Genomic DNA, 26,165 nt, shown 5'->3' on the forward strand with positions numbered 1-26,165 from the left:
GCTAAAGGACGGGGCTTGAAACCCAAGATTTTCGGTCAGCTTTACCATGAATTACGAGTACCGGACAATTAACTTGCTTGATTTTGTCAAGATTGGCAAACTTTTCAAAAGGAAAAATGGGGAAAGGTACGAGGACGCGAAACGCTTTCGTAAACGTACTTTCTAAGATTAAACCAGCCACAGGTTGATTCGCAGCTAAATCTACTGCCGAACCACCTCCAACCGAACGTCCATAGAGAATAATTTGGTTTGGGGGTATTTTTAGCTCTTGGGTGAGATAATTGTAAGCTGTTTCCACGTCTCGATAAGCATTGCGTTCCGTAGGAGTTCCCTCACTCATACCGTAACCGCGATAATCGTAAGCAAAAACGCTAAAGCCTATTTTCCTCAAATTTTGTAATACAGGTTGAATATCGCCTAAATCTTCTGCATTTCCGTGAATGTAAAGCAGGGTATAGGTGGCATGAGGGTTAGGCAAATATACAGCCGCAAGCTGAATTTGGTCTGGAGTTATCAGCTTGAGAAGATCGGGGTGGTAAGAGTAGCTACTCGGTTGAGGTAGAAAAATGTGAGCATCAGCGCGGAAAAAGACGTATAGACACAAGGAAACGTAAACCAAAAGCAAGGATCGCGCCAGTCTTTTCCAAGTAAAATCTGCAATTAGCAAGCGCCTGAGTCGTTTTTTGAGCATAATTCATGCTAAAAGTGCAAAATGAAAAGTTACTGGGTGCTATTGAGATTACCCTTCTCAAAATTAACTGTTTTGATACCAACTCACAAAATGTACAGAAGTTGTAAACTAAGCGAGGCAGGAAAACTATCTTCCTCTATAGGCTTTTGTCTTAGAGATCGAATTAACCCTGACAATTATATTTCAGAGTGAGGATGTGAAATGGCACTGGAATATCCTGAAGACTTAAAATATCTTGATTCCCACGAATACGTGCGCTTAGAAGGCGAAATTGCCACCATTGGGATCAGCGCCTTTGCGCTCGACCAACTTGGCGATATTGTTTTTCTCGAACTTCCCGAAGTTGGCGATGCGATCGAAGTTGGCGAAAGTTTCGGCACTATTGAGTCAGTGAAAGCAGTTGAGGATCTTTATCCTCCTGTTTCTGGTACGGTAATTGAACGCAATGAACTAGCGATCGAATCTCCAGAAGCGATCGCTGACGATCCCTATGGTGAAGGCTGGTTGTTGAAAGTCCGCGTCGATAACCCTGATGACGATCTGCCCGATACTCTCTCTGCTGATGAGTATCGCGCTCAAGTTGAAGGAGAAGACGAAGAATAAATCGCTCAATCCCAAATTAATTGTTAAGACTCAGTACCTCTGACTAGCAGCAATTTCGGAGGGTTTGTTACAAAATAATAAGTGGTAGCGTCGAATCGATCTACTCGTGGCGCACCACAGCACTCCCAAGAAACTATTTTCTATGCTCAACTTCGACCTCGCTGCTAATCAAAATGCTACTAACCAAGGCAATTGTGAATTCCCGGAAGCAATTTTACCTCGCGATTCTTTCGTGAGTCGGCATTTAGGTCCCGATCGAAATGAAGTCCACGAAATGTTACAAGTCTTGGGTTTTTCTACGCTCGATGAGTTAATCGAGTCAACGATTCCTGCTAGTATTCGCTTCCAGGGTTCTTTAAATTTACCAGAGGCAACAAGTGAGTATGCGGCTTTAACACAGTTAAAAGAAATTGCTGCTCAAAATTTGGTCTACAAGTCATTTATTGGTATGGGGTATTACGATTGCCTTACCCCGCCAGTTATTCAGCGCAATATTCTCGAAAATCCGGGTTGGTATACAGCTTATACTCCTTATCAAGCTGAAGTTGCTCAAGGTAGGTTAGAGGCTTTGTTGAATTTCCAAACGATGATTATTGACTTAACGGGTTTGGAAATTGCTAATGCTTCGTTATTGGATGAAGCTACCGCAGCAGCCGAAGCGATGAGTATGAGTTATGCGGTGGCTAAATCGAAAGCTAATGCTTTTTTTGTGGCTGATGATTGTCATCCCCAAATTATTGAAGTGGTCAAAACTCGCGCTCAATCTTTGGGAATTGAAGTTATTATGGGATCGCATCAAAGTTTTGATTTTCAACCACCGATTTTTGGTGCATTGCTACAATATCCGGCGACTGATGGCGCAATTTATGATTATCGCGAGTTTGTGAAAAAGGCGCATCAAGTTGAGGCTGTCGTTACTGTCGCGGCGGATTTACTAAGTTTAGCTTTACTTGTACCCCCTGGCGAATTTGGCGCTGATATTGCTGTAGGAAGCACGCAACGCTTTGGAGTTCCGCTCGGATATGGGGGACCTCATGCAGCTTATTTCGCGACTAGAGAGGCTTATAAAAGGCAAATTCCGGGACGAATTGTGGGGATATCGAAGGATAAGACGGGGAAACCTGCATTGCGGTTAGCATTGCAAACCAGGGAACAACATATTCGCCGCGATCGCGCTACGAGCAATATTTGTACTGCTCAGGTTTTACTGGCAGTAATTGCCTCAATGTATGCAGTTTATCACGGTGCTGAAGGTATTCAAAAAATTGCCCGAAAAGTTCATAATTTGACGGTAATTCTAGCTGCTGGTTTGCAACGTTTGGGCTACAAAACTAATGATACACCTATCTTTGATACTCTTCGCGTCGAAACTAACCAAGCTCAAGCTATTTTAGCAGCCACCGAGCAGGAAAAAATTAATTTGCGCTTGTTTGATAACACGGCTCTTGGTATTTCTTTAGATGAAACTACCGCAGTTGAAGATATTCTCAAATTGTGGCAGATTTTCGCCGGAAAAGAAGAGTTACCTTTTACGGTTGCGGAAATAGCAGCATCTACTCAATTTAATTTTGAATCTCCTTTTGCTCGTAGTAGTAAATATCTCAAAGATGCTGTCTTCAACCGCTATCATTCGGAAACTGAATTACTGCGCTATTTACATCAGTTACAAGCCAAGGATTTATCCTTAACAACCTCAATGATTCCCCTTGGTTCTTGTACCATGAAACTGAATGCTACCGCCGAAATGGTACCGATAACTTGGGCGGAATTTAGCAAAATTCATCCGTTTGTCCCTTTAAATCAAACCCAAGGTTATCAAAAATTATTTCAACAATTAGAAACTTGGCTAGCAGAAATCACAGGTTTTGACGCAATTTCTCTGCAACCGAATGCGGGTTCTCAAGGAGAATATACAGGCTTAAAAGTAATTTGTAAATATCATCAAAGCCGTGGCGAAAAACAACGCAATATTTGTTTAATTCCCGAATCAGCCCACGGCACAAATCCCGCTTCCGCCGTTATGTGTGGCTTAAAAGTAGTCGCGGTTAAATGTAATCAGCGCGGCGATATTGACTTAGCTGATTTAAAAGCGAAAACAGCAAAACATAGCGAAAAATTAGCTGCTTTGATGGTGACATATCCGTCAACTCATGGTGTATTTGAAGAACAAATTCAATTAATTTGTGAAATCATCCATAACCACGGCGGACAAGTGTATTTAGATGGCGCAAATATGAACGCTCAAGTAGGATTATGTCGCCCAGGAGACTATGGTGCAGATGTTTGTCATTTGAATTTACACAAAACATTTTGTATTCCTCATGGTGGTGGTGGTCCGGGTATGGGACCTGTGGGTGTAAAGGCGCATTTAAAACCATTTTTACCAGGTAATTCGGTCGTTAATCTAGGTGGAAAAGATAGTATTGGCGCTGTTGCTGCTGCACCTTGGGGTAGTGCGAGTATTCTACCGATTTCGTGGATGTATATTGTTTTAATGGGCGCGAAAGGTTTAACTGAAGCAACGAAAATAGCCATTCTTAATGCTAATTATCTCGCGCATCGCCTTGATAGTTACTATCCGGTTTTATTCAAAGGAAAATCGGGGTTAGTTGCTCACGAATGTATTATTGATTTGCGTCCCTTGAAGAAACAAGCAAATATTGAAGTTGATGACATTGCGAAGCGATTAATGGATTATGGTTTCCACGCGCCGACAGTTTCTTGGCCCGTAGCGGGTACAATGATGATTGAACCTACCGAAAGCGAATCTTTAGCAGAATTAGAGCGTTTTTGTCAAGCAATGATGGCAATTCGTAAAGAAATAGACGATCTTGCTACCGGAAAAGCAGATTTGGAAAATAATCTCTTGAAAAATGCACCCCACACCGCAGAAACATTGATTTGTAGCGAATGGAATTATCCCTATTCTCGCGAAGAAGCTGCTTATCCCGCACCCTGGACTAAAGAATATAAATTCTGGTGTCCTGTGGGAAGAATTGATAATGCTTTTGGGGATAGAAATTTAGTTTGTTCTTGTCAGGGAATGGAGGCTTATCAAGAGTAATATTTCCACCCGTAAATTGGTTGCGAAGCCTACACCATACCTGTACTCAGGTTGGTGTAGGAGATGTCACCGAAAACAAGTTTATAGCGTAGAGCTTCTCGCGCGATATCTGTCTAACTTACCCTAGGAACTACTGTCGTATTTGAATTTGCCGACCATTGAGAGGTTGGATTGGACGAGCATTATATTGATATAATTTCATAAACTGTTCGATTTGTTCTGGTGAGGCAGTAATTGGTTCGACCAGAACATTCCAACTGACCCCTTCGCTACAAGGAGGTGTGGTTAATGAGCCTTGATAGTGGTAGTAGTTCCTCTGGTTAGGGAGTAAATTACTTGCATTAATCGTGATATTGCGAGGTTGGATTTTCTCGCCAGCTTGCGGAAAATTCTGCCAAATTTGAGCCAGAGTTTCGTTAGCTTCTCCTTCTGTAATCATGACTCCAAGGACAGCTAATTGATTATTTTGGTCGCGATGTACCAGATGTAATTCCATTGCCGCCGCTTTATCATTTAGATAGTGTTCGCTGGGGGTATGGAAGTGAAATTGTACCAGTTCATAGGGGCGACCATTAATCGTAATTAAGCTACCTGGAGCATAGTTCACTCGAATTGTGTGACCATTATTAAACACTTCTAGGGGAACAGTTTGATAGTCAGTTTCTAGAGACTCACCTCGAACGGGTATCGCTTCTGTGATGTTAATAGGAGATTGATCTCGACCTACTTCGCATAGTTGAAAATCAGAATTTAACTCGCCCCAGTGGGTAGGATTATTTTGTCCCCCGTATGTCCATTCCACTTCTTGAGCAAAACTTTTGCCCGATGGAACTAAAGGAACTAAGAATGTGAATCCCAGAGCAAGAATATTTAAGCAAGAAGTTGTACAACTGTCAAATCGCATTGTTTTTGATCTTTGATTGATAAGGCGATCGCGTCTCTTCTAATCTCATGTCAGCTTGTTTTGTTTAATTTTTGCTTTCGATGGAAACAGTAACTGCGATCGCCATTATCATATCGTCATTTTGGTCATTGAGTTCGGGAATTGCTTGACTTGAACGACACTTTCCCAACTCCGGGTAAGGCGTTGTGAGCGATCGCGTTTCTCGCTGCTCTTTTTAGCTTCCTGTCCGTGTCGAGCTACTCCCACGCCCATTTCAATTATTAATCGTTGGCGTGCCATTTTTTTCTCTTTGACTCGCTCTTCGATAATCTTAACTATTGGTGATGCAACTCACACTGGTTCAGCTTTTTATCTCACGTTGACTTAAGTTTTAGATCGCTCGCATAAGCTGTAATTGTCACTGGTTTTTACTAAATTGCATCACTATTTTTTCCCTAATTTTCTGGGACAATGAAAAATGTCGAACGCTCTACTAATAATATGCTTCTCTCTTGCGAACAGAAAGTTTCTCCTTCACAATCGACTAAACTCTCTCAGTTTGCTCCGCCAATGTTTACCAAAAAGAATAATTACGGTAGCAAAAAAATGTCTAATAGTAGCGAGAAATCTAATTCTGAGCAAGTTCTCGCTCAACATCGAGGCTGGATTATTAGTAAAATTTCTGTAAATAACAGATTATGGTTGCGTTGGCAACATCCCCAAGAGAGTTTTGCTCGGTATGGCTGTCTGTGTTCTGAGGAAGGGTTAGAGGAAAAATTAGCATACACGATCTCGCAAATCGATCTAATTATTGAGTTGGAATCCACCGAACAGATTCCAGATAAGAAGTAAATTGAATTTTGGCGAACTTATTTAACTCAAAATATCAATTAAATTTTCCGATCTAAAATCCCCATCCTCTAACTTTTTATTCGTGAATTGTTCCGTCAGGTAAAGTTGCGCCAGTTAAATTCACTCCTGTTAATTTTACCATAATTCGGTTTCCCGAACCTACTTTTGCTCCTTTTAAATTAGCTCCGCTTAAATCTGCGCCGCTAAAATCTGCACCGATTAAGTTAGCTTCTTGTAAGTTAGCATTTCTTAAGTTTGCCTGAAAAAAGTTAGCTCGAAAACAATTCGCTTTTGTTAAATTTGCTCCTTCTAAATTGACTTTATGGAGAAAACCATCGCTGAGATTAGCTTCACTCAAGTTAGCGTTACTTAAATTTCTGCGGGAAAAGTCTTTTTCGTGTAAATCTCGACCACTAAGATCGGCACCACTCAAGTCTGGAGAGGAATTTTGTTGTGGTTTAGGTTGAGTTTGAGTTTGAGTCGTTGTTTGATATTGGTATTGATAGCGAGGTGGTCGTTTCGGTTGGGGAGATTTAGTTTTCGCGATCGGTCTTTCGGTACGTGCTTTGAGCGTACGCAACTGTTCGCGAGCAAAATTGATCTGTTTGAGTTTTTCGGCTGCTTTTTGCTGCAAGCGAGGATTATCTGCGGGAATGCGATCCGGATGCCAAATAAATGCTAAATCTTTATAAGCCAAATTAACTTCCTCTAGCGACGCTCCCGGCTTTAACTCTAAAATTTCGTAGCAACGAGCTATGTTATTCATCGTCCTCATACAGCATCTCCTCTGCCTATGTCTGCTAATTTAGCGCGATCGCCCTTCGCTCAGTTTGATTCTTGCTAAAAGCTTTTATCTTTGACAAAACTGGATAAATATGCTAAAGACAAAAACAACTAACCAAGGGAAAAATTCTTGGCAATTTGGGCGATCGAATCTATTGCAAATAGTTATCCGTAAGTAATTGGTGGTATCTCCAGCTTGTATTGTAGTGGAGAATATTTCTAGCAATTTTAGCAATCAAGGGATTAACGGCGATCGCCACCGAAGAAAATTTTATGAGCCAATACCAAAAACCTCCCCAATGGCAGATAGGATTAATTTTAACCCTCGGCGTTGCCGCTATCTCCAGCACCGCCATTTTTATCAGATTAGCGACATCGGCTGTCGAAATTAGCTCAATGGGTTTCAGTTTATTTCTTGCTGCTTCTCGTGTAGGGATCGCCGCTTTAATTTTACTTCCTGCATGGCGCAAGTTAATCACAATTCAAGTTCAACCAAGCGCCTATTATTATGCTGCCGCCGCCGGAATTTGTCTAGCCCTCCATATTGCGGTGTGGATTACCTCATTATCTTTCACCTCGATCGCTGCTTCAACCACCTTAGTAACCACAAATCCAATTTGGGTAGCCCTTCTTTCCTGGTGGTGGCTGGGAGAAAAACCAACTCGCTTAAGCGCGATCGGCATTATTATCGCACTTTGTGGTGGAATTGCGATCGCTTGGGGAGACTCCGAAAATATTAGCACCGCCGCAACTAACCCAATTTTAGGCGACATTTTAGCACTAATCGGCTCTTGGCTAGTAAGTCTTTACTTACTTCTCGGTCGTCAAGCCCAGCAAAGAGGATTTGCGATCGGTAACTACATCGCTGTTGCTTATACTACCGCAGCCTTGGTACTCTTACCACTGCCAAAAATATTTGGTTCCGGCTATCTAGGCTACCCGAAAATAGTTTATCTTTACGTCTTAGGAATAGCGATCTTCTCTCAACTCATCGGACACACGAGTTTCAACTGGGCAATACGCATAATTTCTCCCACACTGGTAACATTAGCCATCTTATTTGAACCCATTGGCGCTAGTTTACTCGGCTGGCTAATTTTCAACGAAATCCCGGGAAATATAGTAATTTTCGGCGCAATTATCTTACTTATTGGTGTGGCAATTGCTGTCATTGGCAACCGAAAATCAACTTGATTTTGTTAATTTTTAAACCAATTTATTGAAGAGGAAATTTTCGACTTTATCAAAACAAAAATTAAGCAAAAATTACCCTTAATAACTAACCCCAAAATTTAGTAGGGGCATCCCGCCGTGGTTACCCCTACTAAATTCTTTAGTCAGGCTACTAACTCTTCAGAATCCTTCACCAACAACTTAGAAACCCAAACCGTAATCACATGAGACAACAAACCCAAAGGACCCGCAAACAAACATAAAAGCAAAGAATGCGTCGTCCAAATCCCACTTTTTTGTCCTTCCCAATATATCCAGCGCCCGACAAACAAATCCATCACTAAAAAATGCGCCCATCCAGTCGCTGCCGCCCTTTCCTCACCAAAAAAACGAGCAATATCACTTAATTTGGGATTAGCAAGAGCTTGCGCCGATTCTGCCGTAATTGTCCCCGAAATTAAATACAAATACAAACCCGCCAAAACCACAAAAGGCAGATAAGATTCCATCACCTTTTTGGTCACACCCCACTTTGGTAGTAAAATAATCAATGCCCAGAAAGGTAAAACAAACAAATTCGCCAAATTGAACAATAGAGAAATTGTCATTGTTGTCAAGAAAGTTTAAACTCAACAACGATATCCTACACCTGAAAAGTAAAATAAGATGACAGATTCAACAGCCAAACCAGAATTAATTCGCGCCCATGTTTTTATTTCCGGAACAGTTCAAGGAGTTGGCTATCGCTTCTCTACAGTCCGCAAAGCCCAACAGTTACAAGTAAATGGCTGGGTACGCAACCTTAGCGACGGGCGAGTAGAAGCAGTTTTTGAAGGAGAGAAAGGCGCAGTTGAAAGTATTTTGGCATGGTGCGAGACGGGTCCAACCAGTGCAGTAGTTGAAGATGTGGCAGTGGAAAACGAGGAAGTAGAGGGAATCAAAAGATTTGAGACTCGTTATTGAATTAGGGGAACAGATTTCAGCGAGTCTGCTTCAATAAACTTGTTAAACTTGTTAAGCCAATTGTGAGCAGCAAGTAAAATATTTTCTGAGTAAGACTAAATTTTGAGAACTTATCCTGAATTGACAGGAACATCAAAGAAAATTTTAATTGTCAGCAGAGGAAATAAACTAATTACAGAGACAATGAAACTCAAACTACCCCTAAAACTAGCAGCACTAGCCACAGCCGCATTTTCCGCGATCGCGCCTCTCAATTCTACTCAAGCACAAACTTTCGGTCAAACTGAAGTTACCCAAAATAACTTTGTCGCCGTTGCTTCACCAGCCGGAACTTCTCATAAACTATTAATCATCGAACAAATTCCGGGACAGCGCCAGTGCTGGAGCGAAAGTGGCTCTAACCCGACGATTATCAATCCATTATTAACTACTTTTGACTTTTCCGGTCATTGTCGCCGGAACACCGACAGTAACGGCTATTCCATCCGCGCTAATGGTGAAGACTTAGGTTTAGATTATCAACTAATGGTAGTTCGTCGCGAGGGAGAATTACAGTTAGTTGGCGCTCATCGTCGCGACTTCAGTAAACCTTATATCGTTATTGGTAGAACTGGCGGACTAACTAACGATTTTGCCAAAATCTTCCTCGAACCAGGTTGGCGCTTTACTAAACGTACTTACAATGGCAGCACTTTGGGTCACGTTTATCTTACCAATGATGGACTTACTGGCGGCAATCCGGGCGGTGGTAATAACGGCGGTAATTCTGACTTAGCCTTCCGCGATATTGCCAACGATATCTACAAAGACGAAATCTCTGAAGCTGTGGAAATTGGCTTTATTGCTGGCTTTAAAGAAGATAACACCTTCCGTCCTTTAAATGCTCTTACCAGAGAACAAGTGGTTTCAATGGCTCTCGAAGCAGTGAAAACCATCCCTAATGTTAATGTTAATGTTCCCACATCCACGTCTTCGCGTCCTTATCCAGACGTAGAAACTTCTCGCTGGAGTGCCGCTAAAATTCAATGGGCAAAGCAAAATAATATTGTCAGTGGTTATCCTGATGGTAATTTCCGCCCCGCGCAAGCAGTAACTCGCGCTGAGTTAATGGCTATCCAAAAACGAACCGCCGAGTATGCAAAAACTCAACGAGGTTTATCCAGCAAACTTAACGCTAAACAAACGGCGAAAAACTTCTCTGATACTGCCAATCATTGGGGTTCGGTGTTAGTGACGGAAATGTCCGCTTATTGTGGCGTGGCTTCGCCTTTAAATGAAACTGGCAACGCATTTTATCCCGATCGCTCTTCTCAACGCAACTATGCTGCTGCCGCAACCCTGCGAATGCTCAATTGCGTTAAATCTGATAATTAATTAGCGTAGCGTGGGCGTAGTGCGAGATCCTAGCCAGAGAAAATAGGTTTCACGATAACTTAGGGTGGGTTAATACTCACCCTAATTTTTTAATGAGGATACCGACTCGACTAAAATGGGTAGCAGTGAAAAGGAGATGATATTTTGAAAGGTCAGTCCGCACAAAATATACAATCGATCGTTGGTGGTGCGATCGCGGCATTACTCATTCTCATCGCTTTTAATTCTTTTGTGATTATCAACCCAGGTGAAGCTGGAGTTCTCAGCATTTTGGGTAAAGCTAGAGATGGGGCTTTACTGGAAGGTTTGCATTTCAAACCGCCTCTAGTTTCTGCCGTTGATGTTTATGACGTAACTGTACAAAAGTTTGAAGTCCCAGCCCAAAGTTCGACAAAGGATCTTCAGGATCTCACCGCTAGCTTTGCAATTAACTTCCGCCTCGATCCTTTACAAGTGGTAACAGTTCGCCGCGAACAAGGTACTCTGCAAAATGTGGTCTCGAAAATAATTGCCCCCCAAACCCAGGAATCGTTTAAAATTGCGGCGGCAAGAAGAACTGTCGAAGAAGCAATTACCAAACGAGAAGAACTAAAAGCCGATTTTGATACTGCATTGGTAGAACGCTTAGATAAATACGGCATTATTGTCCTGGATACCAGTGTTGTTGATTTAGCCTTTTCTCCAGAATTTGCTCGCGCAGTGGAAGAAAAACAAATCGCTGAACAACGGGCGCAAAGGGCGGTGTATGTAGCCAGAGAAGCCGAACAACAAGCCCAAGCAGACGTTAACCGCGCTAAAGGTAGGGCGGAAGCACAAAGATTGCTGGCTGAAACCCTGAAAGCCCAAGGGGGTAGGCTAGTGTTACAAAAAGAAGCGATCGAAGCTTGGCGACAAGGTGGTTCCCAAATGCCAAAAGTTTTGGTAATCGGTGGTGAATCTGATGCTACGGTTCCTTTCTTATTTAATTTGGGTAATGTTGTCGAAACAACCACAAACTAAATTACCAAAAAAAATGGGTTTAAAGCCTCGCTGTTCTACGGCGACTTTGATTGAAAAGAAACTAGAAAGTTAGTACAATAGTTGATCGCGAGTAAAACTAAAATCTACGTGATTCTTCGCTCTAGTAGGTCGAAAACCCGGTAAGTAAGAAACAACGGTTAGATTGGCTCTAACGGCAGTATGACTAAACCACTGCAAGCTTTCTTCAGAGCGAGGAGCGTACTAAACTAGCTGAGTGATGGATGTTTGAAAGCATAAAACTCAAAAAAGTAAGCGCAATATATGCGGCTATATGTCAACATATTGAGCGTCTAGAGGCAACTTGACTGTGCCTGCAAGAGGAAAGAGAACTACTTGTGAATCCCCTCCCTTTAGCAACGCGGAGGGAGGGGAGTAGTCAAACTAATTTGAAGAGCGCTGCACTACATGAAATGGTGTAGAGACGTTGCATGCAACGTCTCTACATAAAATTTGTAGCATTTTATTCTTCATTTGAAATTACCCTAAGAGCGCATTTCGAGATTGTTTTCGCTTCCACAATGAATTAAAAAATGTTTGCCAGTTTTCTCCCCTCCGAAGTCAAAAATCTTACCGAACCAACATCGATCGCCTTAGCTAAACAAATTCAGTGTCTCGATCTTGCTACTCCCCTCACTGACAAACCGATTCCGACAACCTATGTTCATCAAGGCAGTGGGGGAACGCCTATTTTGTTATTACATGGTTTCGATAGTTCTGTTCTTGAATTTCGTCGTCTTTTTCCTTTACTAGCTGCGAAAAATGACACTTGGACTGTGGATTTTTTAGGCTTTGGCTTTACGGAACGCATTTCTGGGCTAACATTCGATCCTGTAGCCATAAAAACTCATCTTTACTACTTCTGGAAAACTTTAATTCAACAACCAGTTATTTTGGTTGGGGCTTCGATGGGAGGTGCAGCCGCAATTGATTTTACTCTTGCTTATCCGGAAGTAGTAAAAAAGTTGGTCTTCCTTGACAGTGCAGGTATTGGTAAAGGTCCGGCGATCGGGAAATTCCTGTTTCCTCCTTTTGACTACCTCGCTGCGGAATTTTTACGTCGTCCCGGAGTTCGCAAAAATATCAATCTGGCTGCTTACTTAGAGAAAAGTATGGTGACATCTGATGCTGAACTTTGTGCTGCTTTGCACTTAAAATCACCTAATTGGCATCAAGCTTTAATTGCTTTTACGAAAAGTGGGGGTTATGGTTCTTTTGTCAAGCAAATTCCTAATATTCAACAAGAAACTTTAATTCTTTGGGGTGAGAATGACAAAATTTTAGGGACGAAAGATGCTTATAAGTTCGAGCAATTACTGGCGAATAGTAAACTTATTTGGATTAAAAATTGCGGTCATGTTCCCCATCTCGAACAAGCAGAAGTTACTGCTCAGCATATTTTTGAGTTTTGTGGTATTCTCTAGATTGTTTATTTGAAAGATACTTCGATCGGCGGGAGGTAACAACTTATGTAAGCAAGCAAAGCTCGAATGAAAATGACTATACCGACCATTTCTAAAGACTCTTCTAGGGTGAATAACACCATATAAGGTATAGTTCCTTTACCGTAATTATATACATACCAACCACCGATCGCTTCTAGTCCTAGAGTACCAAGAAGATAAATAGCGCCAGCCCAGAGAAAAGCAAATTTTGTTTTTTTAGGTAAAGCTTTAATAAATGGGGAATAGATGACAAGTAATAATACTACGAAAATAGCGGCAGGAACAATCCAAGTGAAATAAAGAAACCCACTAGCATTCAGCCCGGAGCGCAAAGTGTCCATACTTAATTCGTGAATACTTGCAGCTTCGTCAATCGAGAGTAAGAAAAAAATTAGTGATAAACCCATCCAATGACGAGTGTAGCGATCGCGATCTCTCTTTTTGACAAATGCGACGATCCCTAACAACACAGAACAAATTAGTAAGGTTAAAGAAGAATACCACGTGGGCAGGTTATTTTCTGCATCCAGGTCAAATAACTTGATTAAACTCTCTCGTTCGGAATTAAGGTAATATGTGGCGAACTGTCCCAGTAAATTGCCAATAGCCAATCCTATAATCGCAAAAACTAAGAATTTAGTCAATTTGCGCCCAGGAATCCGAAATTTATAGCTTTTTTGAGAAGAAGAAACCTGGGTGCTTGAAGAATCTTTGGACATTATTTTGGTTATGCTCCGTTAAACGAAAGGTTAAACTTGGGTTAATGAAAAGCATAACATAGCGATTTTTTCGTTGATTATGGGAAAATAAAATCCCTGGGTACGGTTTTCGGTACTGCAAATCTTCCGGTTGCAACGATAGAATTTATTTGTGAAGAAATGTAACAACCTAGGAGTCAGACCTTAATGGCTAGTAAAGTAGAAAAGTCAGACCAAGAGTGGAAAGAGCAACTCAGCCCCGAACAGTACCAAGTCACGAGAAAGAAAGGAACCGAAAGAGCCTTCACTGGCAAATACCACGATAATAAGCAAGAAGGTATTTACAAGTGCGTTTGCTGCGGTCAACCGCTTTTTACTTCGGAAACCAAGTTTAATTCGGGTACTGGTTGGCCGAGTTTTTGGGAACCTGTAGACGAAGAGAATGTCAGTTATGAGAGCGATCGCAGTTTATTTATGACGAGAACAGAAGTATTATGTTCTCGTTGCGACGCACACCTAGGTCACGTTTTCGACGACGGACCAAAACCCACAGGTAAGCGTTATTGTATCAATTCGGCTTCCCTAGATTTCGAGCAGAAATAACTCGCATTTAATCCCACAGTTTGTAGTGAGCGCTTAAGCGCTCATTAACACTAATTTAAACTTGTTTTTCAATCATTTTTCTAACTAAACTAGAAAAGAAAATGCTTAATCTTAGAGACGTTGCACGCAACGTCTCTACAAGGTGAAGATCTGTAGCAAAGATTTGTAGATTTTATCTTAATACAATTCATACTTGAGGAAAGTGCAAGGTAACGAACCATTATAAACGGGAATGCGTCGCGAAGCTTTCAAACCAACTCGTTTAGCTAATTCTTTATTTCCCGTCAAAATATAAGCCGTCCAACCTTTGAAACGCTGCTTAAATACATCCCCAAGTAACTTATAAAATTCTCCCAATTCTGCTACATCTCCGATTCGTTTTCCATAGGGGGGATTACAAATAATTATCCCAGAATCGGCGATTGGTTCAACTTCAGTTAACTGTTTTTGCGAGAAACTAATTTGCGCTTCTAGTCCGCATTTTTCGGCATTAATTTGCGCTTGCTGAATAACCTTTTTGTCAGCATCGCTACCCCAAATTGGTGCTGGTAATTCGGCTAATTGACTGTTTTGTGCTTGTTGTAAAATTTCTTGCCATAAATCGGCGTCAAAATCGCGCCAAGTTTGAAAACCAAATCGTTTTCTATACAAACCTGGTGCAATATTTAAACTCTTTAAACAAGCTTCTAAAGGTAAAGTTCCCGAACCACATAAAGGGTCAAAAAAAGGTAAATTGGGTGAATATTCGGCGATGGTTAATAATGCAGCAGCGAGGGTTTCTTTGAGTGGGGCTAATCCCATTGCGGGACGATAGCCGCGTCGATGTAAACTATCTCCAGAGCTATCTAAACTTAAAGTGGCTCGATTTTGGTAAATGTGAAGATTGATTAACAAATCGGGATTTTGGACATCGACACTGGAACGTTTTCCGGTTTGCTGACGTTGTTGGTCGGCGATCGCGTTTTTGACTTCCAGCGCACTAAAATGAGTATGATTGAGTTGCCGATTGCCTCCAGTGCAATTTACCGCTAAAGTATTTAATGGCTGAAGATATTCTGACCAAGAAATTTTTTGCACTTCGCGGTACAATTGCTCTCGATTATGACACGGAAATTCTTTAATTGGCATCAAAACTCGAAAAATAGTTCTCCCCCAAAGATTCACTTTGTAAAGCAAAGCTTTGTCACCAGAAAAATGTACGCCAGTAAAATCTGGACGCACTTCTTTGCCGCCCAATTTTTCGATTTCCTGTGCGGCAATTGATTCTAAACCGCGAGCAACGGTAGCAAAATAACGATTCATTTTTACTCTAACATTTTAACAGTAAACTTCACTAAAATCAATGGTTAATTCACGCAAACTTCCCCAAAAAATTATGCTCCTTGGTTCGGGAGAATTAGGTAAAGAATTTGTTATCGCCGCCCAACGTTTGGGTAACTTTGTTGTTGCTGTCGATCGCTATCCGAACGCACCAGCGATGCAAGTTGCTGATTGTGCAGAAGTTATTTCGATGCTTGACGGTGACCAACTAGAAACAATAGTTGAGCAATATCAACCTAATTTTATTGTGCCAGAAATCGAAGCAATTCGCACGGAAAAATTACTGGAATTGGAGCAACGAGGCTATACCGTTATTCCTACCGCAGCCGCAACAAATTATACAATGAATCGCGATCGCATTCGCGAATTAGCTTCTCAAGAGTTAGGGATTAGAACTGCAAAATATGCTTATGCTTCCAGTTTAGATCAATTGCAACAAGTTGCTGAAGAAATTGGCTTTCCTAACGTAGTTAAACCGGTGATGTCCTCGTCAGGAAAAGGTCAATCTGTGGTAAAATCTCAAACAGAGGTAGAAAAGTCTTGGAATTACGCGATCGCGGGAGCAAGAGGGGAAAGTAAAAAGATAATTATTGAAGAATTTATTGACTTTGAAATTGAAATAACTCTGTTAACAATTAAACAATGGAACGCCCCCACAATTTTTTGTCCGCCAATTGGACATCGCCAAGAAAGAGGCGATTATCAAGAATCTTGGCAACCCGCAAATATTCGCCCAGAAATTGTACAAGAAGCTGAAAATATTGCTCGCAAAATTACTGATGCTTTAGGTGGTGCAGGAATTTTTGGCGTAGAATTTTTTATCACTAAAGATGAGGTAATCTTTTCGGAACTTTCCCCTCGTCCTCATGATACGGGAATGGTAACTTTAATTTCGCAAAACCTCAATGAATTTGAGTTACATTTACGCGCAATTCTCGGCTTACCAATTCCCAAAATAGAACTATTTGCTCCTTCAGCTAGTGCAGTTATTTTAGCTCAGGAAAATTCCGACTCAATTATCTTTTCAGGTGTCGCAGAAGCTTTAGCAACACCAGATGTTGATGTGCGTTTATTTGGTAAACCTGATTCTCGTCCTTTCCGTCGCATGGGAGTAGCTTTAGCGAAAGGAAATTCAGTTGCAGAAGCACGAGAAAAAGCAAAATCTGCTGCACAAAAAATTGAGATTGTCAAGGAGTAATTGAGCGAAAATAAACTATGAAAAAGTCGATTTTGTTGTGGTTATTAGTGACCTTTTGGTTTGCAGTTGCGCTTCCCGCAGAAGCATCTTTTTGTCGTAACTTAAATAACCACGAAATTTGTATAATCAGTATTAAGCGAAGTGCCAAAAATTATTGGGAATATCGAGTAGTTATCAGCGTTGATGGTGAAAAGAAACCGCTAGAAGTTTATGACTGCCGATCGCGTGTTAAAATTCAAGCAGATGGTCAGGCTGTTTTCTTTGAGTCAAATGGCGCTGGTAACTTTATTTGTAGCTACTTTTCGCGCTAAAATAAACTATGTCTAATCTCTACGAAACTGATTTCTATGCCTGGACGCAAACTCAAGCAAAGCTACTACAATTAGGTGATTTTAGCAAGTTAGATTTACCAAACTTAATTGAGGAAATCGCATCTTTGGGGAAACAGCAACGTCAAGAATTACGAAATCGCCTCAGTATTTTACTCGGAGATTTATTAAAATGGCATTATCAACCGGAAAAACGCAGTCGTAGTTGGTTAGCAATAATTCGCATACAAATACGAGACATTTTAAGATTGTTGCGAGATAATCCGAGTCGGAAATCTTACCAAGAAGAAGCATTAGCAGAAGCTTATGAAAATGGTAGAGATTTAGCAGTAAAAGAAACTAATTTACCCTTTTCCACTTTTCCCCCAGCTTGTCCTTATAGTTTAGACGAAATTTTACGCGATCGCTACTACCCCGGTCAACCCAGTCTTGAATTAGAATCAGAAATTTAGCATATTTTTTCTTAAAAATCAAGCTTATAAAAGCCAAAGTAATAAAAATTATCCTTGTCCGCGAGTTAAACTTAATTTTTTCTTAAGCAAAATTAGTTAACTCTGGAAGAAAATCAGGATTGAGAATTTCTTCAATTTCAAAAGGACAATTAACCGGAAATATTGCTAAAGAAAGTTCCGTTTCTGTTGCAGCCAAATCTCTAGCATCTGCGTAACATTCCTCAAGAATAGTAACTAAATAATTTCTCAAACTAGGACTATCATCAAGAATTTTTAAGCAACGACGACGATGTTCTTTAATCGAACCTAACCCACTTCCACAAAGTTTTTCTGGTTGATATTTCCACTTCAATAAATGTGCTAATAAAACCATTAAATTGCTTGCTAACGAACGGCGATCGCTTTTACCAATTCCTTCCAATTCGCTAATTAAATAATCGCAATCTAAATTTTCTAGCCGTTTATCTTTGAGATAATTTATTTGTTCAGCTAACCAAGCAAGATAATCAGTATTATACAGTAGACTAGCCATTGTAACTTCTCCAAAACTCCTCAGATATTGATTAAATTTCTTTCATGTTTACACTAACTGATACATCGCGGCATATTCACTTAACATTTCGTCGTAGGTGAGACTTTCACCTTCAGCTTGAGGAGTCCAAAGTAACTCAAACTTCATTAAATAATCAGACCGTACGGAGGCAAGTTTTTCTAAAGCTTCTTTTAACTCATCTACAGAACGAATTTCACCGAAAAGAGGTTTGTCGTCGGCTGTACCTGCGAGTAAAGTGACGACGAGACAAGAACCCAAGTCAACGTTATTACTATTAGTAGTAGTTCTGGAACTAATTCTACCGCTAACATTAACTAAACTTTCGTGGCTAAATTTGCTACGTTCGGATAAGGAAATTTTGTTAAATGCAGATTCAGCATTTTCGATGTTAATTGACTCAGAACTAGAGGAAACGTGACTCCAGCGATCGGAATTTCGTAATAAGACTAAAGCTGATTCTTGCAACAATTCGACTAGTCCTGTTTCGGTTTCGGTATCAGCATTAAGACTAAGTAGAGATAATTCTGTTTGGACACCAGTAGCGGTAGCTAAGAGGGCTATTTGTAGTTTAGAAATAGTGACAATATCGTTATCGCGTTCGGTTTCAATTGCATTAGCAACGGTGTTATTGTTATTGTTGCTAGACATCAAGGCTTTGAGAATAAAGAAGAAAACCGCAAATGTAATTAAACCAAATATTAAGAATAAGCCAAACAGAAATAGGTTAGCTACCCAATTTGAGTTTTGAGAGTAGGTAGCGGCGGAAGTGGAACGGCGATCGCTACTAGAGCTATTATTAGGAACAACGATCGTTGTATTACCACCAGAGGAACCAGAATTTCTAGGGGAAACGGTGGTGGGACGAGTATTTCCAGGAGAAGTTACTGGAGAGGGACTCGGTTTACTGCTCGGACGAGAAGAATTACTATTAGAAGGAGAAGTAGTGGTCGAACGACTTGGCGAACTACTGCGAGAACTAGGAGAAGAACGCTTAAAGGAACCGCCACCGCTACGTCCGCCGCTTTTTTTTGCCTCAGCTTTTTCAATCCCAATTTCTACCGAGTCAAATTGGTTACTTGTCGGTAAGTGAAATTTAACACTATTAATCAGTGCAAAAGAAACGACTGTAGCGAGGAGAAATTTAACTTTAAGTTGGCTTAACATTGGCAGTAATGTGGATGGAGAGATACTCAACTCCAACTTAGCCTTTGCCAAGAGGAATGTCGATCTTAGTAAAAAACGTTATTCCGGTGTTTGTAAGTAATCAGGATTAGCTTTTAACCATTCTGCATACAAATCCGGACGGCGATCGCGCGTTCGCTGTATTTGCTGTTTTTGACGCCAGCGATCGATTTGGGCGTGATTTCCCGATCGCAGCACGGCTGGGACTTCCCAATCGCGAAACACTGGCGGTCGTGTATACTGAGGATAATCGAGCAAACCCGCTTCAAAACTTTCCGCTTTCAGAGATTCTTCCTTACCCACAGTTCCCGGTAACAAGCGAACCACACCATTAATCAAAGTTAACGCCGGAATTTCCCCACAGGTTAAGACAAAATCGCCCAAAGACACCTCACGATCTACCAAATAGCGAACGCGATCGTCCACTCCTTCATAATGTCCGCAAATGATGACTAACTGATCGTAATTACTAGCGAACTCCACTAACAATTGTTGCTTAAGTGGTTCCCCTTGAGGCGACATCAAAATTATTTCCCGCTTGGGTAAAACTGGTAACGACTCCACCGCCGCAAAAATCGGTTCTGGCTTAAGTAGCATTCCCACACCACCACCATAAGGTTCGTCATCAACACGGTGATGTTTATCATGAGTAAAATCGCGAGGATTGATTAAATATACCTCAGCAATCTGTTTAGCTAGTGCTTTACCGAGCAAACTAGAACTCAGAGGAGAACTAAAAAAATCCGGAAATAGAGTTACAATATCTAATCGCACGCTCAAACTAGAAATCAGGAGTAGAAATCGGATGCTGTTACGGTTAATCAAGTCAGGAGAATTTATTCGAGCCAAATTTTGACCTTCAGTTTCTCCTGAAGTTTAGTATTGGTGCAGGTATGTTTACACCCAATAGCAGTGGAACACCAAAAGCCACCCAATGTCAAGTGGTTAGCATTCAGTTAGCATTTCTGTCAAAAAATCTCACTCAAAAGCGATCGCTCATAGCTCGTAAAGTACACCTTGTGTAATAATAGTGTCAATTTTAGCAACGATCTGACCAATCATTCAGACAGAAGGAAGTCAAGTAAGGAGTAGAGTTTCTTGAATTGTTTTTCTATCTAGTAGTCAGTAAACAAGAGTAAAATCTCGATTGATAATCTGTCTACTTACAACACCACGATCTTTCGTACCCTTGAATACAAGCTGAAATTATTATAAAGGGTTTTTTTTATCAGTACGACAAGCAATTATAGAGATAGATTTATTTGCCCTATGCTCAAAAAATCCGCTATGCTGCATATCGATTCTCAAGCCCAAGAATTAAGGATGTCTCAATCAACAAAAACCGCGATCCTGGTAATAGGAGGTGCGGAAGATAAAGTACATGGTAGGGAAATCCTCCACACTTTTTTCGAGCGTGCTGGAGGTAGTGAGGCATCCTTGGGAATTATTCCCTCGGCATCCAGAGAACCAGGAATAATTGGCAGCCGCTATGAACGTATTTTTGCAGAAATGGGTGCGAAAGAAATCAAAATCTTGGATGTCCGCGATCGCGCTCATGGCGAAGATTCATATTACATCGAATATGTACAAAATTGTACCGGAATTTTTATGACAGGCGGCGACCAATTGCGCCTGTGTGGGTTGTTAGCAGATACTCCGTTAATGGAAGTTTTACTCAAGCGAGTACGACTGTGCGAAATTAGTTTAGCCGGAACTAGTGCAGGAGCGGCAGTTATGGGACATCATATGATTGGTGGCGGGGGTAGTGGAGAATCTCCTAATCGCTCTTTGGTAGATATGACAATGGGATTGGGAATAATTCCCGAAGTAATTATCGATCAACACTTTCATAATCGCAATCGCACGGCTCGTTTACTGAGTGCAGTAGCAATGAATCCCGATCGTCTGGGAATTGGTATTGATGAAGATACCTGTGTCATTTTTGAGCAAGATGGAGTTTTGCGCGTCATGGGTAGAGGTACAGTCACAATAGTCGATCCCGCACAATTGTCTTACACTAATCAAGTGATGGTAGGAGCAAGCGATCCTCTCAACCTGCACAACTTGCGCGTTCATATTCTGTGTCATGGCGATCGCTATCACCTCCAACAGCGACAACCAATCTCCCCCGATATAGAAGATCGGGTTAATGCTATTTCTGATTCCGATCGCCTAGTTAAAGGAGATGAATAATCGAGCAAATTCTTTGCTACCGTAAAGCTTGGTTGGCGTTGACGGAGACTCGCGATCGGAAAAAAAACCAATCCGAGATTCCGCTCTCGCCAATCTTCGTTCTTTGATCTTTTCTGAAACTGTAATATCTAGAGAATTATTTTTCAAATAACTGTTCGTGACGAACAGTTGAGCCACTTTTTCAAGCGAGAAAATAAAAAACGCCTTATTTTTGCTTCCTCGGTGTGACCCTAAATAAATTATGAAAATTCTCAGAACTAATACCCTACGCGGTCCTAATTATTGGAGCATTCGCTACAAAAACTTAATTGTTATGCGTCTCGATTTGGAGGAACTCTCAGAAAAGCCCTCCAACGAGATTCCTGGTTTCTATGAAGAATTAAGCCGAGTGCTACCTAGCTTGATCGAACATCGCTGTTCCCCTGGCTGTCGCGGTGGCTTTCTCCAGCGAGTCCAAGAAGGAACAATGATGGGACATATCATCGAACACATTGCTCTGGAACTGCAAGAACTTGCGGGAATGTCGGTCGGATTTGGTCGCACCAGAGAAACTTCTGAACCTGGAGTTTATAATGTCGTCTTTGAGTATGTGGAGGAACAAGCCGGACGCTATGCAGGTAGAGCCGCAGTCAGATTGTGTCAAAGTATCGTCGATACAGGTACTTATCCTCAATCAGAATTAGACCAAGATATAGCAGACCTCAAAGATATCTACGCTAATTCAGCTTTGGGTCCTTCCACAGAAGCGATCGTCAAAGAAGCTGAAGCTCGCAAAATCCCTTGGATACAACTTAGTGCTAGAGCAATGCTTCAGCTTGGTTATGGGGTACACCAAAAGCGCTTGCAAGCAACTTTAACCGATTATTCGAGTATTTTGGCTGTAGAGTTAGCTTGCGATAAAGAAGGAACCAAGCTGATTTTACAAGATTCAGGCGTTCCCGTACCGCGAGGAACGGTGATTCAGTATCTCGACGATTTGGAAAAGGCGATTGAAGATGTGGGTGGCTATCCCATCGTGATTAAGCCTCTTGATGGCAACCACGGACGCGGGATCACGATTGATATTAATAGTTGGGAAGAAGCTGAAGAAGCTTACGATCTCGCCAGTACCGCTTCTAAAACACGTACGGTAATTGTCGAACGTTATTATCAGGGTAGCGATCATCGGGTTCTGGTTGTTAGTGGCAAAGTCGTAGCGGTGGCAAAACGAGTTCCCGCCCACGTTGTCGGTGACGGTCATTTAACAATTGAAGAATTGATTGAGAAAACAAATCGCGACCCCAATCGTGGCGAGGGACACGATAATATTTTAACCAAGATTACGGTTGATAAAATGGCGCTCTCGGTTTTGAGTCGCCAAGGTTACAGTTTGGATACAGTGCTGCCCCCAAAAGAGGTGGCTTATTTACGCGCTACGGCTAATTTGAGTACGGGTGGTGTGGCAATTGACCTCACTGATGATATTCACCCGGAAAATGTTTGGTTAGCAGAACGCATTGCGAAAATTGTTGGTTTGGATATTGCGGGTATTGATATTGTTACTCCCGATATCGCGAAACCGTTGCGAGATGTAGATGGCGTGGTAGTGGAAGTTAATGCTGCTCCGGGATTTCGGATGCATGCTTGTCCCAGCGAAGGTTTACCTCGCAATGTGGGTGCGGCGGTGCTGGATATGCTGTTTCCTAGAGGAACTGAATGCCGAATTCCGATTACGGCGATTACGGGAACTAATGGGAAAACTACGACTACCCGCTTGATTGCCCATATTTATCGCCAAACTCAGAAAGTGGTCGGATATACGACTACGGATGGAATTTATATTGATGACCATTTGGTGGAAAAAGGCGATACCACAGGTCCCCAAAGCGCTCAGACGATCTTGAAAGATCCGACGGTAGAAGTGGCTGTCTTGGAAACGGCTCGCGGTGGTATGCTGCGATCGGGTTTGGCATTTGATAAGTGCGATGTGGGTTTGGTATTGAATGTGGCGGCGGATCATTTGGGAATCGGCGATATTGATACAGTTGAGCAATTAGCTCATCTCAAGTGTGTGGTAGCTGAAACTGTTGGTGCTGAAGGTTGTACGGTACTGAATGCTGACGATCCTCTAGTCTCGAAAATGGCGAAGCGGGTAAAGGCGGAAGTTGCTTATTTCTCGATGAATCCAGATAATCCGATTATTCAAGAGCACGTTCGCCGAGGTGGTTTGGCGGCAGTTTACGAAAACGGTTATCTCTCGATTTTAGAAGGAGATTGGACGTTACGGGTAGAAAAGGCGGAGAATGTCCCGATTACGATGAAAGGCATGGCTCCGTTTATGATTGCTAATGCTTTGGCTGCTTGTTTGGCGACTTATGTGCGTGGTGTGGATTTGGAAATGATTCGCCAAGGGGTGAGAACTTTCACGGCTGGGGTGAATCAAACGCCGGGACGGATGAATTTGTTCGATTTGGGTAAGTTTCATGCTTTGGTGGATTATGCTCATAATCCCGCTAGTTATGAGGCTTTGGGCGGTTTTATCCGTAATTGGCAAGGAGAAAAAATTGGTGTTGTTGGCGGTCCTGGCGATCGCCGTAATGAAGATTTGATTATGTTGGGCGAAATTTCGGCTCGGATCTTTGACCGCGTTATCGTTAAGGAAGATGACGATCCCAGGGGAAGGGAACGTGGTGAAGTTGCCGATCTCATTGTTAAGGGAATTAAGGAAGTAAATCCTGATTCTGATTATGAGACGATTCTCAATGAAGAAAAGGCGATCCGCATTGGTTTAGATGAAGCCAGCGAAGATAGTTTAGTGGTAATTTTACCCGAAAGTGTTAGTCGTGCTATTTCTTTGATTAAGGAACGGCAAAAGTTGTAATTTATCCAATCTTTCAAGGTTAGTCTCTTACGGAATGACAAGCTCATCAAAACTGAAAATAGCTCAGCTTGTGACCTAGTTTTGCCGACCATAGTTTTTCCTTGTTTTCCGTAAGAGAGCTTGATTTTTTTTCGCTCGAGATATTTATGTTTGAGCCTGAATTAACTGAAAAGACTTTTCTCGCGGTTTCATTTGCCGAGCTTTTTTTGATTGCAGTAATCGGTTGGAGCTTTGGCACAATTATTCGATGTCTCAATAATTTTCTAGGATCGAATCAAATTTATCAACCAGAGGACTACACGCCACGCTCTCAGGGCTATCCAGAGAGGTATCGCTTTGTTATTGTTAAATATAGGGCTAATGGTGACTTAGAAAGCGAAACTTTTTATACTTTGCTTGGCGATCGCATTCAAATAAAATACCGAGACGATAGTCGCGTAAGTGAAGAAGGAATTTTATTTTCTAATCTACTCTTAGCGATATTTCCTTTAGTTGGATTAGGATTAATAATTTTTGCAAATCTCCAAGACTCAACAATTAATTTTTCAACAATAACTCCGTTAGCCGAGCCACAATTGTTGCGTAACTATGGAACGACACTATTTTTTCCTACTATGCTCGCAGGATTAATTAAACTAATTTTTGATTTTAGCTACACCAAGCTACTTTGAAATATCTCTTGAGTAAAGCTTAAATATTAACTTTTTAGACAATTTCTTGAAATAAACTCCAGTTTATGAATCTTCTTTTTCGTAATCGACATCATCTTCGCGAGGATTATTCATTTCTTCTTTAAAGCCGCGTAGAGTTTTACCGAGGGCGCTACCCATTTCCGGAATTTTCTTCGGACCGAAAATCAGGAGTGCGATAACTGCAATTACTACCGCTTCTGGTAAACCTAAACCAAACATAAGAGTCTCCGAGAGTTAATTTATCTGTCGTGAGTGATAAAGAGCCGTCAGTCTCAGTATATCTTTAACAAGAAGCCCTTGCTGTAACAGATAATAAGCTAATGTTAGAAACATCTCAAACCTCGGTACGCGAACAGTTACACCCTTTAATCCGTAATTTAGCAGAAGCGATCGCCTCAACTTGGTCAAAGTATCTCGATCTCTCTCCTTATCAGTTACCAGAGGGACTCGGTTATATCGAAGGAAAACTCGAAGGCGAAAAATTGGCGATCGAAAACACTTGCTATCAAGCGCCTCAGTTTCGCAAACTACACATAGAATTAGCAAAAGTCGGCAAAAATCTCGATATTTTGCATTGTGTCATGTTTCCTCAACCAAGCTACAGTTTACCGATGTTTGGTTGCGATTTAGTTGGGGGACGAGGACAAATTAGCGCCGCGATCGCCGATCTCTCTCCAGTCAATCAAGAACGTAGTTTATCCTCCTCCTATAAAAATAGCCTCTCAGCGCTACCTAACGTCGAATTTTCGCAGCCTCGCGACCTGCCTGAATGGGGGGATATATTTTCTGAGTTTTGCTTGTTTGTACGCCCCACCAGCCCCGAAGAAGAAGCAAAATTTCTCAACCGCGTCCAAGAATTTTTAGAGATCCACTGTCGTCACGCAATTAATGCTCAACCTGTTGCGACACTCGAAGAACAAGCATCAAACCTAGCAGGACAATGTTACTATTGCAACCAACAGCAACAAAATGACAAAACTCGTCGCGTCCTAGAAAAAGCTTTCGGTGTAGACTGGGCGGAAACTTACATGACTTCGGTTTTATTCGATCTTCCCACGGTATGAGAGGGAACCCTTGGATTGGGAGAGGGGGAAGAGGGGGATCGACTGATAACTGTTCACTGATAACTGGAATGATTTTTCCTTGATGGCAGTGCGAGCAAGGCTTTCGATAGATCGGGTTTAAACTGGAAATCTAATCATCTACTTAAGCTTGCGGCGCTGGGCTTTGCGCAATC

At 41.6% G+C, this 26,165-nt stretch carries 27 protein-coding genes; 16 read left to right on the top strand and 11 right to left on the bottom strand.

The genetic code is table 11. The annotated features are described in order from the left end of the window. Position 1: 1 nt before the first annotated feature. Entirely contained in the window at positions 2–691 is a 690-nt protein-coding gene (locus G3T18_RS02255; RefSeq protein WP_224408897.1) for an alpha/beta hydrolase, read from the bottom strand. 201 nt (positions 692–892) lie between these two features. Here G3T18_RS02255 and gcvH point away from each other — a divergent pair, with 201 nt between their 5' ends. Next, positions 893–1,294 (top strand): glycine cleavage system protein GcvH, encoded by a 402-nt coding sequence (gene gcvH, locus G3T18_RS02260; RefSeq protein ID WP_224408898.1) that lies wholly within the window; start codon positions 893–895, stop codon positions 1,292–1,294. 142 nt (positions 1,295–1,436) lie between these two features. After that, complete coding sequence (gene gcvP, locus G3T18_RS02265; RefSeq protein ID WP_224408899.1) at positions 1,437–4,358, top strand: aminomethyl-transferring glycine dehydrogenase; 2,922 nt, start codon at positions 1,437–1,439, stop codon at positions 4,356–4,358. 130 nt (positions 4,359–4,488) lie between these two features. Here gcvP and G3T18_RS02270 read toward each other — a convergent pair whose 3' ends face one another. Beyond that, on the bottom strand, positions 4,489–5,262 hold the full coding sequence (locus G3T18_RS02270; protein ID WP_224408900.1) for a carbonic anhydrase: 774 nt from the start codon (positions 5,260–5,262) through the stop codon (positions 4,489–4,491). Positions 5,263–5,370: 108 nt separating this feature from the next. Next, positions 5,371–5,541 (bottom strand): hypothetical protein, encoded by a 171-nt coding sequence (locus tag G3T18_RS02275; protein ID WP_224408901.1) that lies wholly within the window; start codon positions 5,539–5,541, stop codon positions 5,371–5,373. A 171-nt stretch (positions 5,542–5,712) separates the two neighbouring features. Here G3T18_RS02275 and G3T18_RS02280 point away from each other — a divergent pair, with 171 nt between their 5' ends. Then, positions 5,713–6,093 carry a hypothetical protein gene (locus G3T18_RS02280; protein ID WP_224408902.1) on the top strand — a complete coding sequence of 127 codons (381 nt, stop codon included), beginning with the start codon at positions 5,713–5,715 and terminating at the stop codon, positions 6,091–6,093. Positions 6,094–6,169: 76 nt separating this feature from the next. Here G3T18_RS02280 and G3T18_RS02285 read toward each other — a convergent pair whose 3' ends face one another. Continuing rightward, entirely contained in the window at positions 6,170–6,859 is a 690-nt protein-coding gene (locus G3T18_RS02285) for a pentapeptide repeat-containing protein (RefSeq protein ID WP_224408903.1), read from the bottom strand. 290 nt (positions 6,860–7,149) lie between these two features. On the opposite strand from G3T18_RS02285, the gene G3T18_RS02290 reads away from it, so the two are divergent. After that, positions 7,150–8,070, top strand: coding sequence for a DMT family transporter (locus G3T18_RS02290; RefSeq protein WP_224408904.1), 921 nt, complete (start codon positions 7,150–7,152; stop codon positions 8,068–8,070). Positions 8,071–8,213: 143 nt separating this feature from the next. Here G3T18_RS02290 and G3T18_RS02295 read toward each other — a convergent pair whose 3' ends face one another. Next, positions 8,214–8,657 (bottom strand): ABA4-like family protein, encoded by a 444-nt coding sequence (locus G3T18_RS02295; RefSeq protein ID WP_224408905.1) that lies wholly within the window; start codon positions 8,655–8,657, stop codon positions 8,214–8,216. 58 nt (positions 8,658–8,715) lie between these two features. Between G3T18_RS02295 and G3T18_RS02300 the strand changes: the two genes are divergently transcribed. The 4 genes from G3T18_RS02300 (at position 8,716) to G3T18_RS02315 (ending at position 12,827) form a co-directional block, all read left to right on the top strand. Beyond that, the gene (locus tag G3T18_RS02300; protein ID WP_224408906.1) at positions 8,716–9,012 is read left to right on the top strand and encodes an acylphosphatase; all 297 of its coding nucleotides are present in this window, start codon (positions 8,716–8,718) and stop codon (positions 9,010–9,012) included. Positions 9,013–9,195: 183 nt separating this feature from the next. Then, positions 9,196–10,386 carry a DUF3747 domain-containing protein gene (locus G3T18_RS02305; protein WP_224408907.1) on the top strand — a complete coding sequence of 397 codons (1,191 nt, stop codon included), beginning with the start codon at positions 9,196–9,198 and terminating at the stop codon, positions 10,384–10,386. A gap of 144 nt (positions 10,387–10,530) precedes the next feature. After that, the gene (locus G3T18_RS02310; protein ID WP_224408908.1) at positions 10,531–11,385 is read left to right on the top strand and encodes a prohibitin family protein; all 855 of its coding nucleotides are present in this window, start codon (positions 10,531–10,533) and stop codon (positions 11,383–11,385) included. Between the two features lie 551 nt (positions 11,386–11,936). Further along, positions 11,937–12,827 (top strand): alpha/beta fold hydrolase, encoded by an 891-nt coding sequence (locus G3T18_RS02315; protein ID WP_224408909.1) that lies wholly within the window; start codon positions 11,937–11,939, stop codon positions 12,825–12,827. 5 nt (positions 12,828–12,832) lie between these two features. On the opposite strand, the gene G3T18_RS02320 is transcribed toward G3T18_RS02315, so the two are convergent. Then, positions 12,833–13,567 carry a hypothetical protein gene (locus G3T18_RS02320; protein WP_224408910.1) on the bottom strand — a complete coding sequence of 245 codons (735 nt, stop codon included), beginning with the start codon at positions 13,565–13,567 and terminating at the stop codon, positions 12,833–12,835. 186 nt (positions 13,568–13,753) lie between these two features. Between G3T18_RS02320 and msrB the strand changes: the two genes are divergently transcribed. Beyond that, entirely contained in the window at positions 13,754–14,149 is a 396-nt protein-coding gene (gene msrB, locus G3T18_RS02325; RefSeq protein WP_224408911.1) for a peptide-methionine (R)-S-oxide reductase MsrB, read from the top strand. 177 nt (positions 14,150–14,326) lie between these two features. Here the strand turns inward: msrB and G3T18_RS02330 are convergent, their stop codons facing one another. Further along, on the bottom strand, positions 14,327–15,451 hold the full coding sequence (locus G3T18_RS02330; protein WP_224408912.1) for a THUMP domain-containing class I SAM-dependent RNA methyltransferase: 1,125 nt from the start codon (positions 15,449–15,451) through the stop codon (positions 14,327–14,329). Between the two features lie 40 nt (positions 15,452–15,491). On the opposite strand from G3T18_RS02330, the gene purT reads away from it, so the two are divergent. The 3 genes from purT to G3T18_RS02345 are packed head-to-tail and all read left to right on the top strand — an operon-like array spanning position 15,492 to position 17,448. After that, entirely contained in the window at positions 15,492–16,667 is a 1,176-nt protein-coding gene (purT, locus tag G3T18_RS02335; RefSeq protein ID WP_224408913.1) for a formate-dependent phosphoribosylglycinamide formyltransferase, read from the top strand. 17 nt (positions 16,668–16,684) lie between these two features. Continuing rightward, complete coding sequence (locus G3T18_RS02340) at positions 16,685–16,978, top strand: hypothetical protein (RefSeq protein ID WP_224408914.1); 294 nt, start codon at positions 16,685–16,687, stop codon at positions 16,976–16,978. A gap of 8 nt (positions 16,979–16,986) precedes the next feature. Continuing rightward, positions 16,987–17,448 (top strand): DUF29 domain-containing protein, encoded by a 462-nt coding sequence (locus G3T18_RS02345; protein ID WP_224408915.1) that lies wholly within the window; start codon positions 16,987–16,989, stop codon positions 17,446–17,448. 82 nt (positions 17,449–17,530) lie between these two features. Here the strand turns inward: G3T18_RS02345 and G3T18_RS02350 are convergent, their stop codons facing one another. The 3 genes from G3T18_RS02350 to trmD form a co-directional block, all read right to left on the bottom strand. Next, positions 17,531–17,980, bottom strand: coding sequence for a DUF29 domain-containing protein (locus G3T18_RS02350; protein ID WP_224408916.1), 450 nt, complete (start codon positions 17,978–17,980; stop codon positions 17,531–17,533). Positions 17,981–18,028: 48 nt separating this feature from the next. After that, on the bottom strand, positions 18,029–19,165 hold the full coding sequence (locus tag G3T18_RS02355) for a DUF1517 domain-containing protein (RefSeq protein ID WP_224408917.1): 1,137 nt from the start codon (positions 19,163–19,165) through the stop codon (positions 18,029–18,031). 78 nt (positions 19,166–19,243) lie between these two features. Then, positions 19,244–19,957: a tRNA (guanosine(37)-N1)-methyltransferase TrmD gene (gene trmD, locus G3T18_RS02360; protein ID WP_224408973.1), complete on the bottom strand. Its 714-nt coding sequence runs from the start codon at positions 19,955–19,957 to the stop codon at positions 19,244–19,246. Between the two features lie 513 nt (positions 19,958–20,470). Between trmD and G3T18_RS02365 the strand changes: the two genes are divergently transcribed. The 3 genes from G3T18_RS02365 (at position 20,471) to G3T18_RS02375 (ending at position 24,907) form a co-directional block, all read left to right on the top strand. Continuing rightward, complete coding sequence (locus G3T18_RS02365; RefSeq protein WP_224408974.1) at positions 20,471–21,376, top strand: cyanophycinase; 906 nt, start codon at positions 20,471–20,473, stop codon at positions 21,374–21,376. Between the two features lie 241 nt (positions 21,377–21,617). Next, positions 21,618–24,236 (top strand): cyanophycin synthetase, encoded by a 2,619-nt coding sequence (gene cphA / locus G3T18_RS02370; RefSeq protein ID WP_224408918.1) that lies wholly within the window; start codon positions 21,618–21,620, stop codon positions 24,234–24,236. Between the two features lie 146 nt (positions 24,237–24,382). After that, positions 24,383–24,907, top strand: coding sequence for a hypothetical protein (locus G3T18_RS02375; RefSeq protein ID WP_224408919.1), 525 nt, complete (start codon positions 24,383–24,385; stop codon positions 24,905–24,907). 63 nt (positions 24,908–24,970) lie between these two features. Here the strand turns inward: G3T18_RS02375 and tatA are convergent, their stop codons facing one another. Next, on the bottom strand, positions 24,971–25,147 hold the full coding sequence (tatA, locus tag G3T18_RS02380; RefSeq protein WP_224408920.1) for a twin-arginine translocase TatA/TatE family subunit: 177 nt from the start codon (positions 25,145–25,147) through the stop codon (positions 24,971–24,973). A gap of 101 nt (positions 25,148–25,248) precedes the next feature. Here tatA and G3T18_RS02385 point away from each other — a divergent pair, with 101 nt between their 5' ends. Continuing rightward, positions 25,249–25,992, top strand: coding sequence for a phycocyanobilin:ferredoxin oxidoreductase (locus tag G3T18_RS02385; protein WP_224408921.1), 744 nt, complete (start codon positions 25,249–25,251; stop codon positions 25,990–25,992). Positions 25,993–26,165 lie beyond the last annotated feature (173 nt).

Source organism: Oscillatoria salina IIICB1, from assembly GCF_020144665.1.
GTDB lineage: Bacteria > Cyanobacteriota > Cyanobacteriia > Cyanobacteriales > SIO1D9 > IIICB1.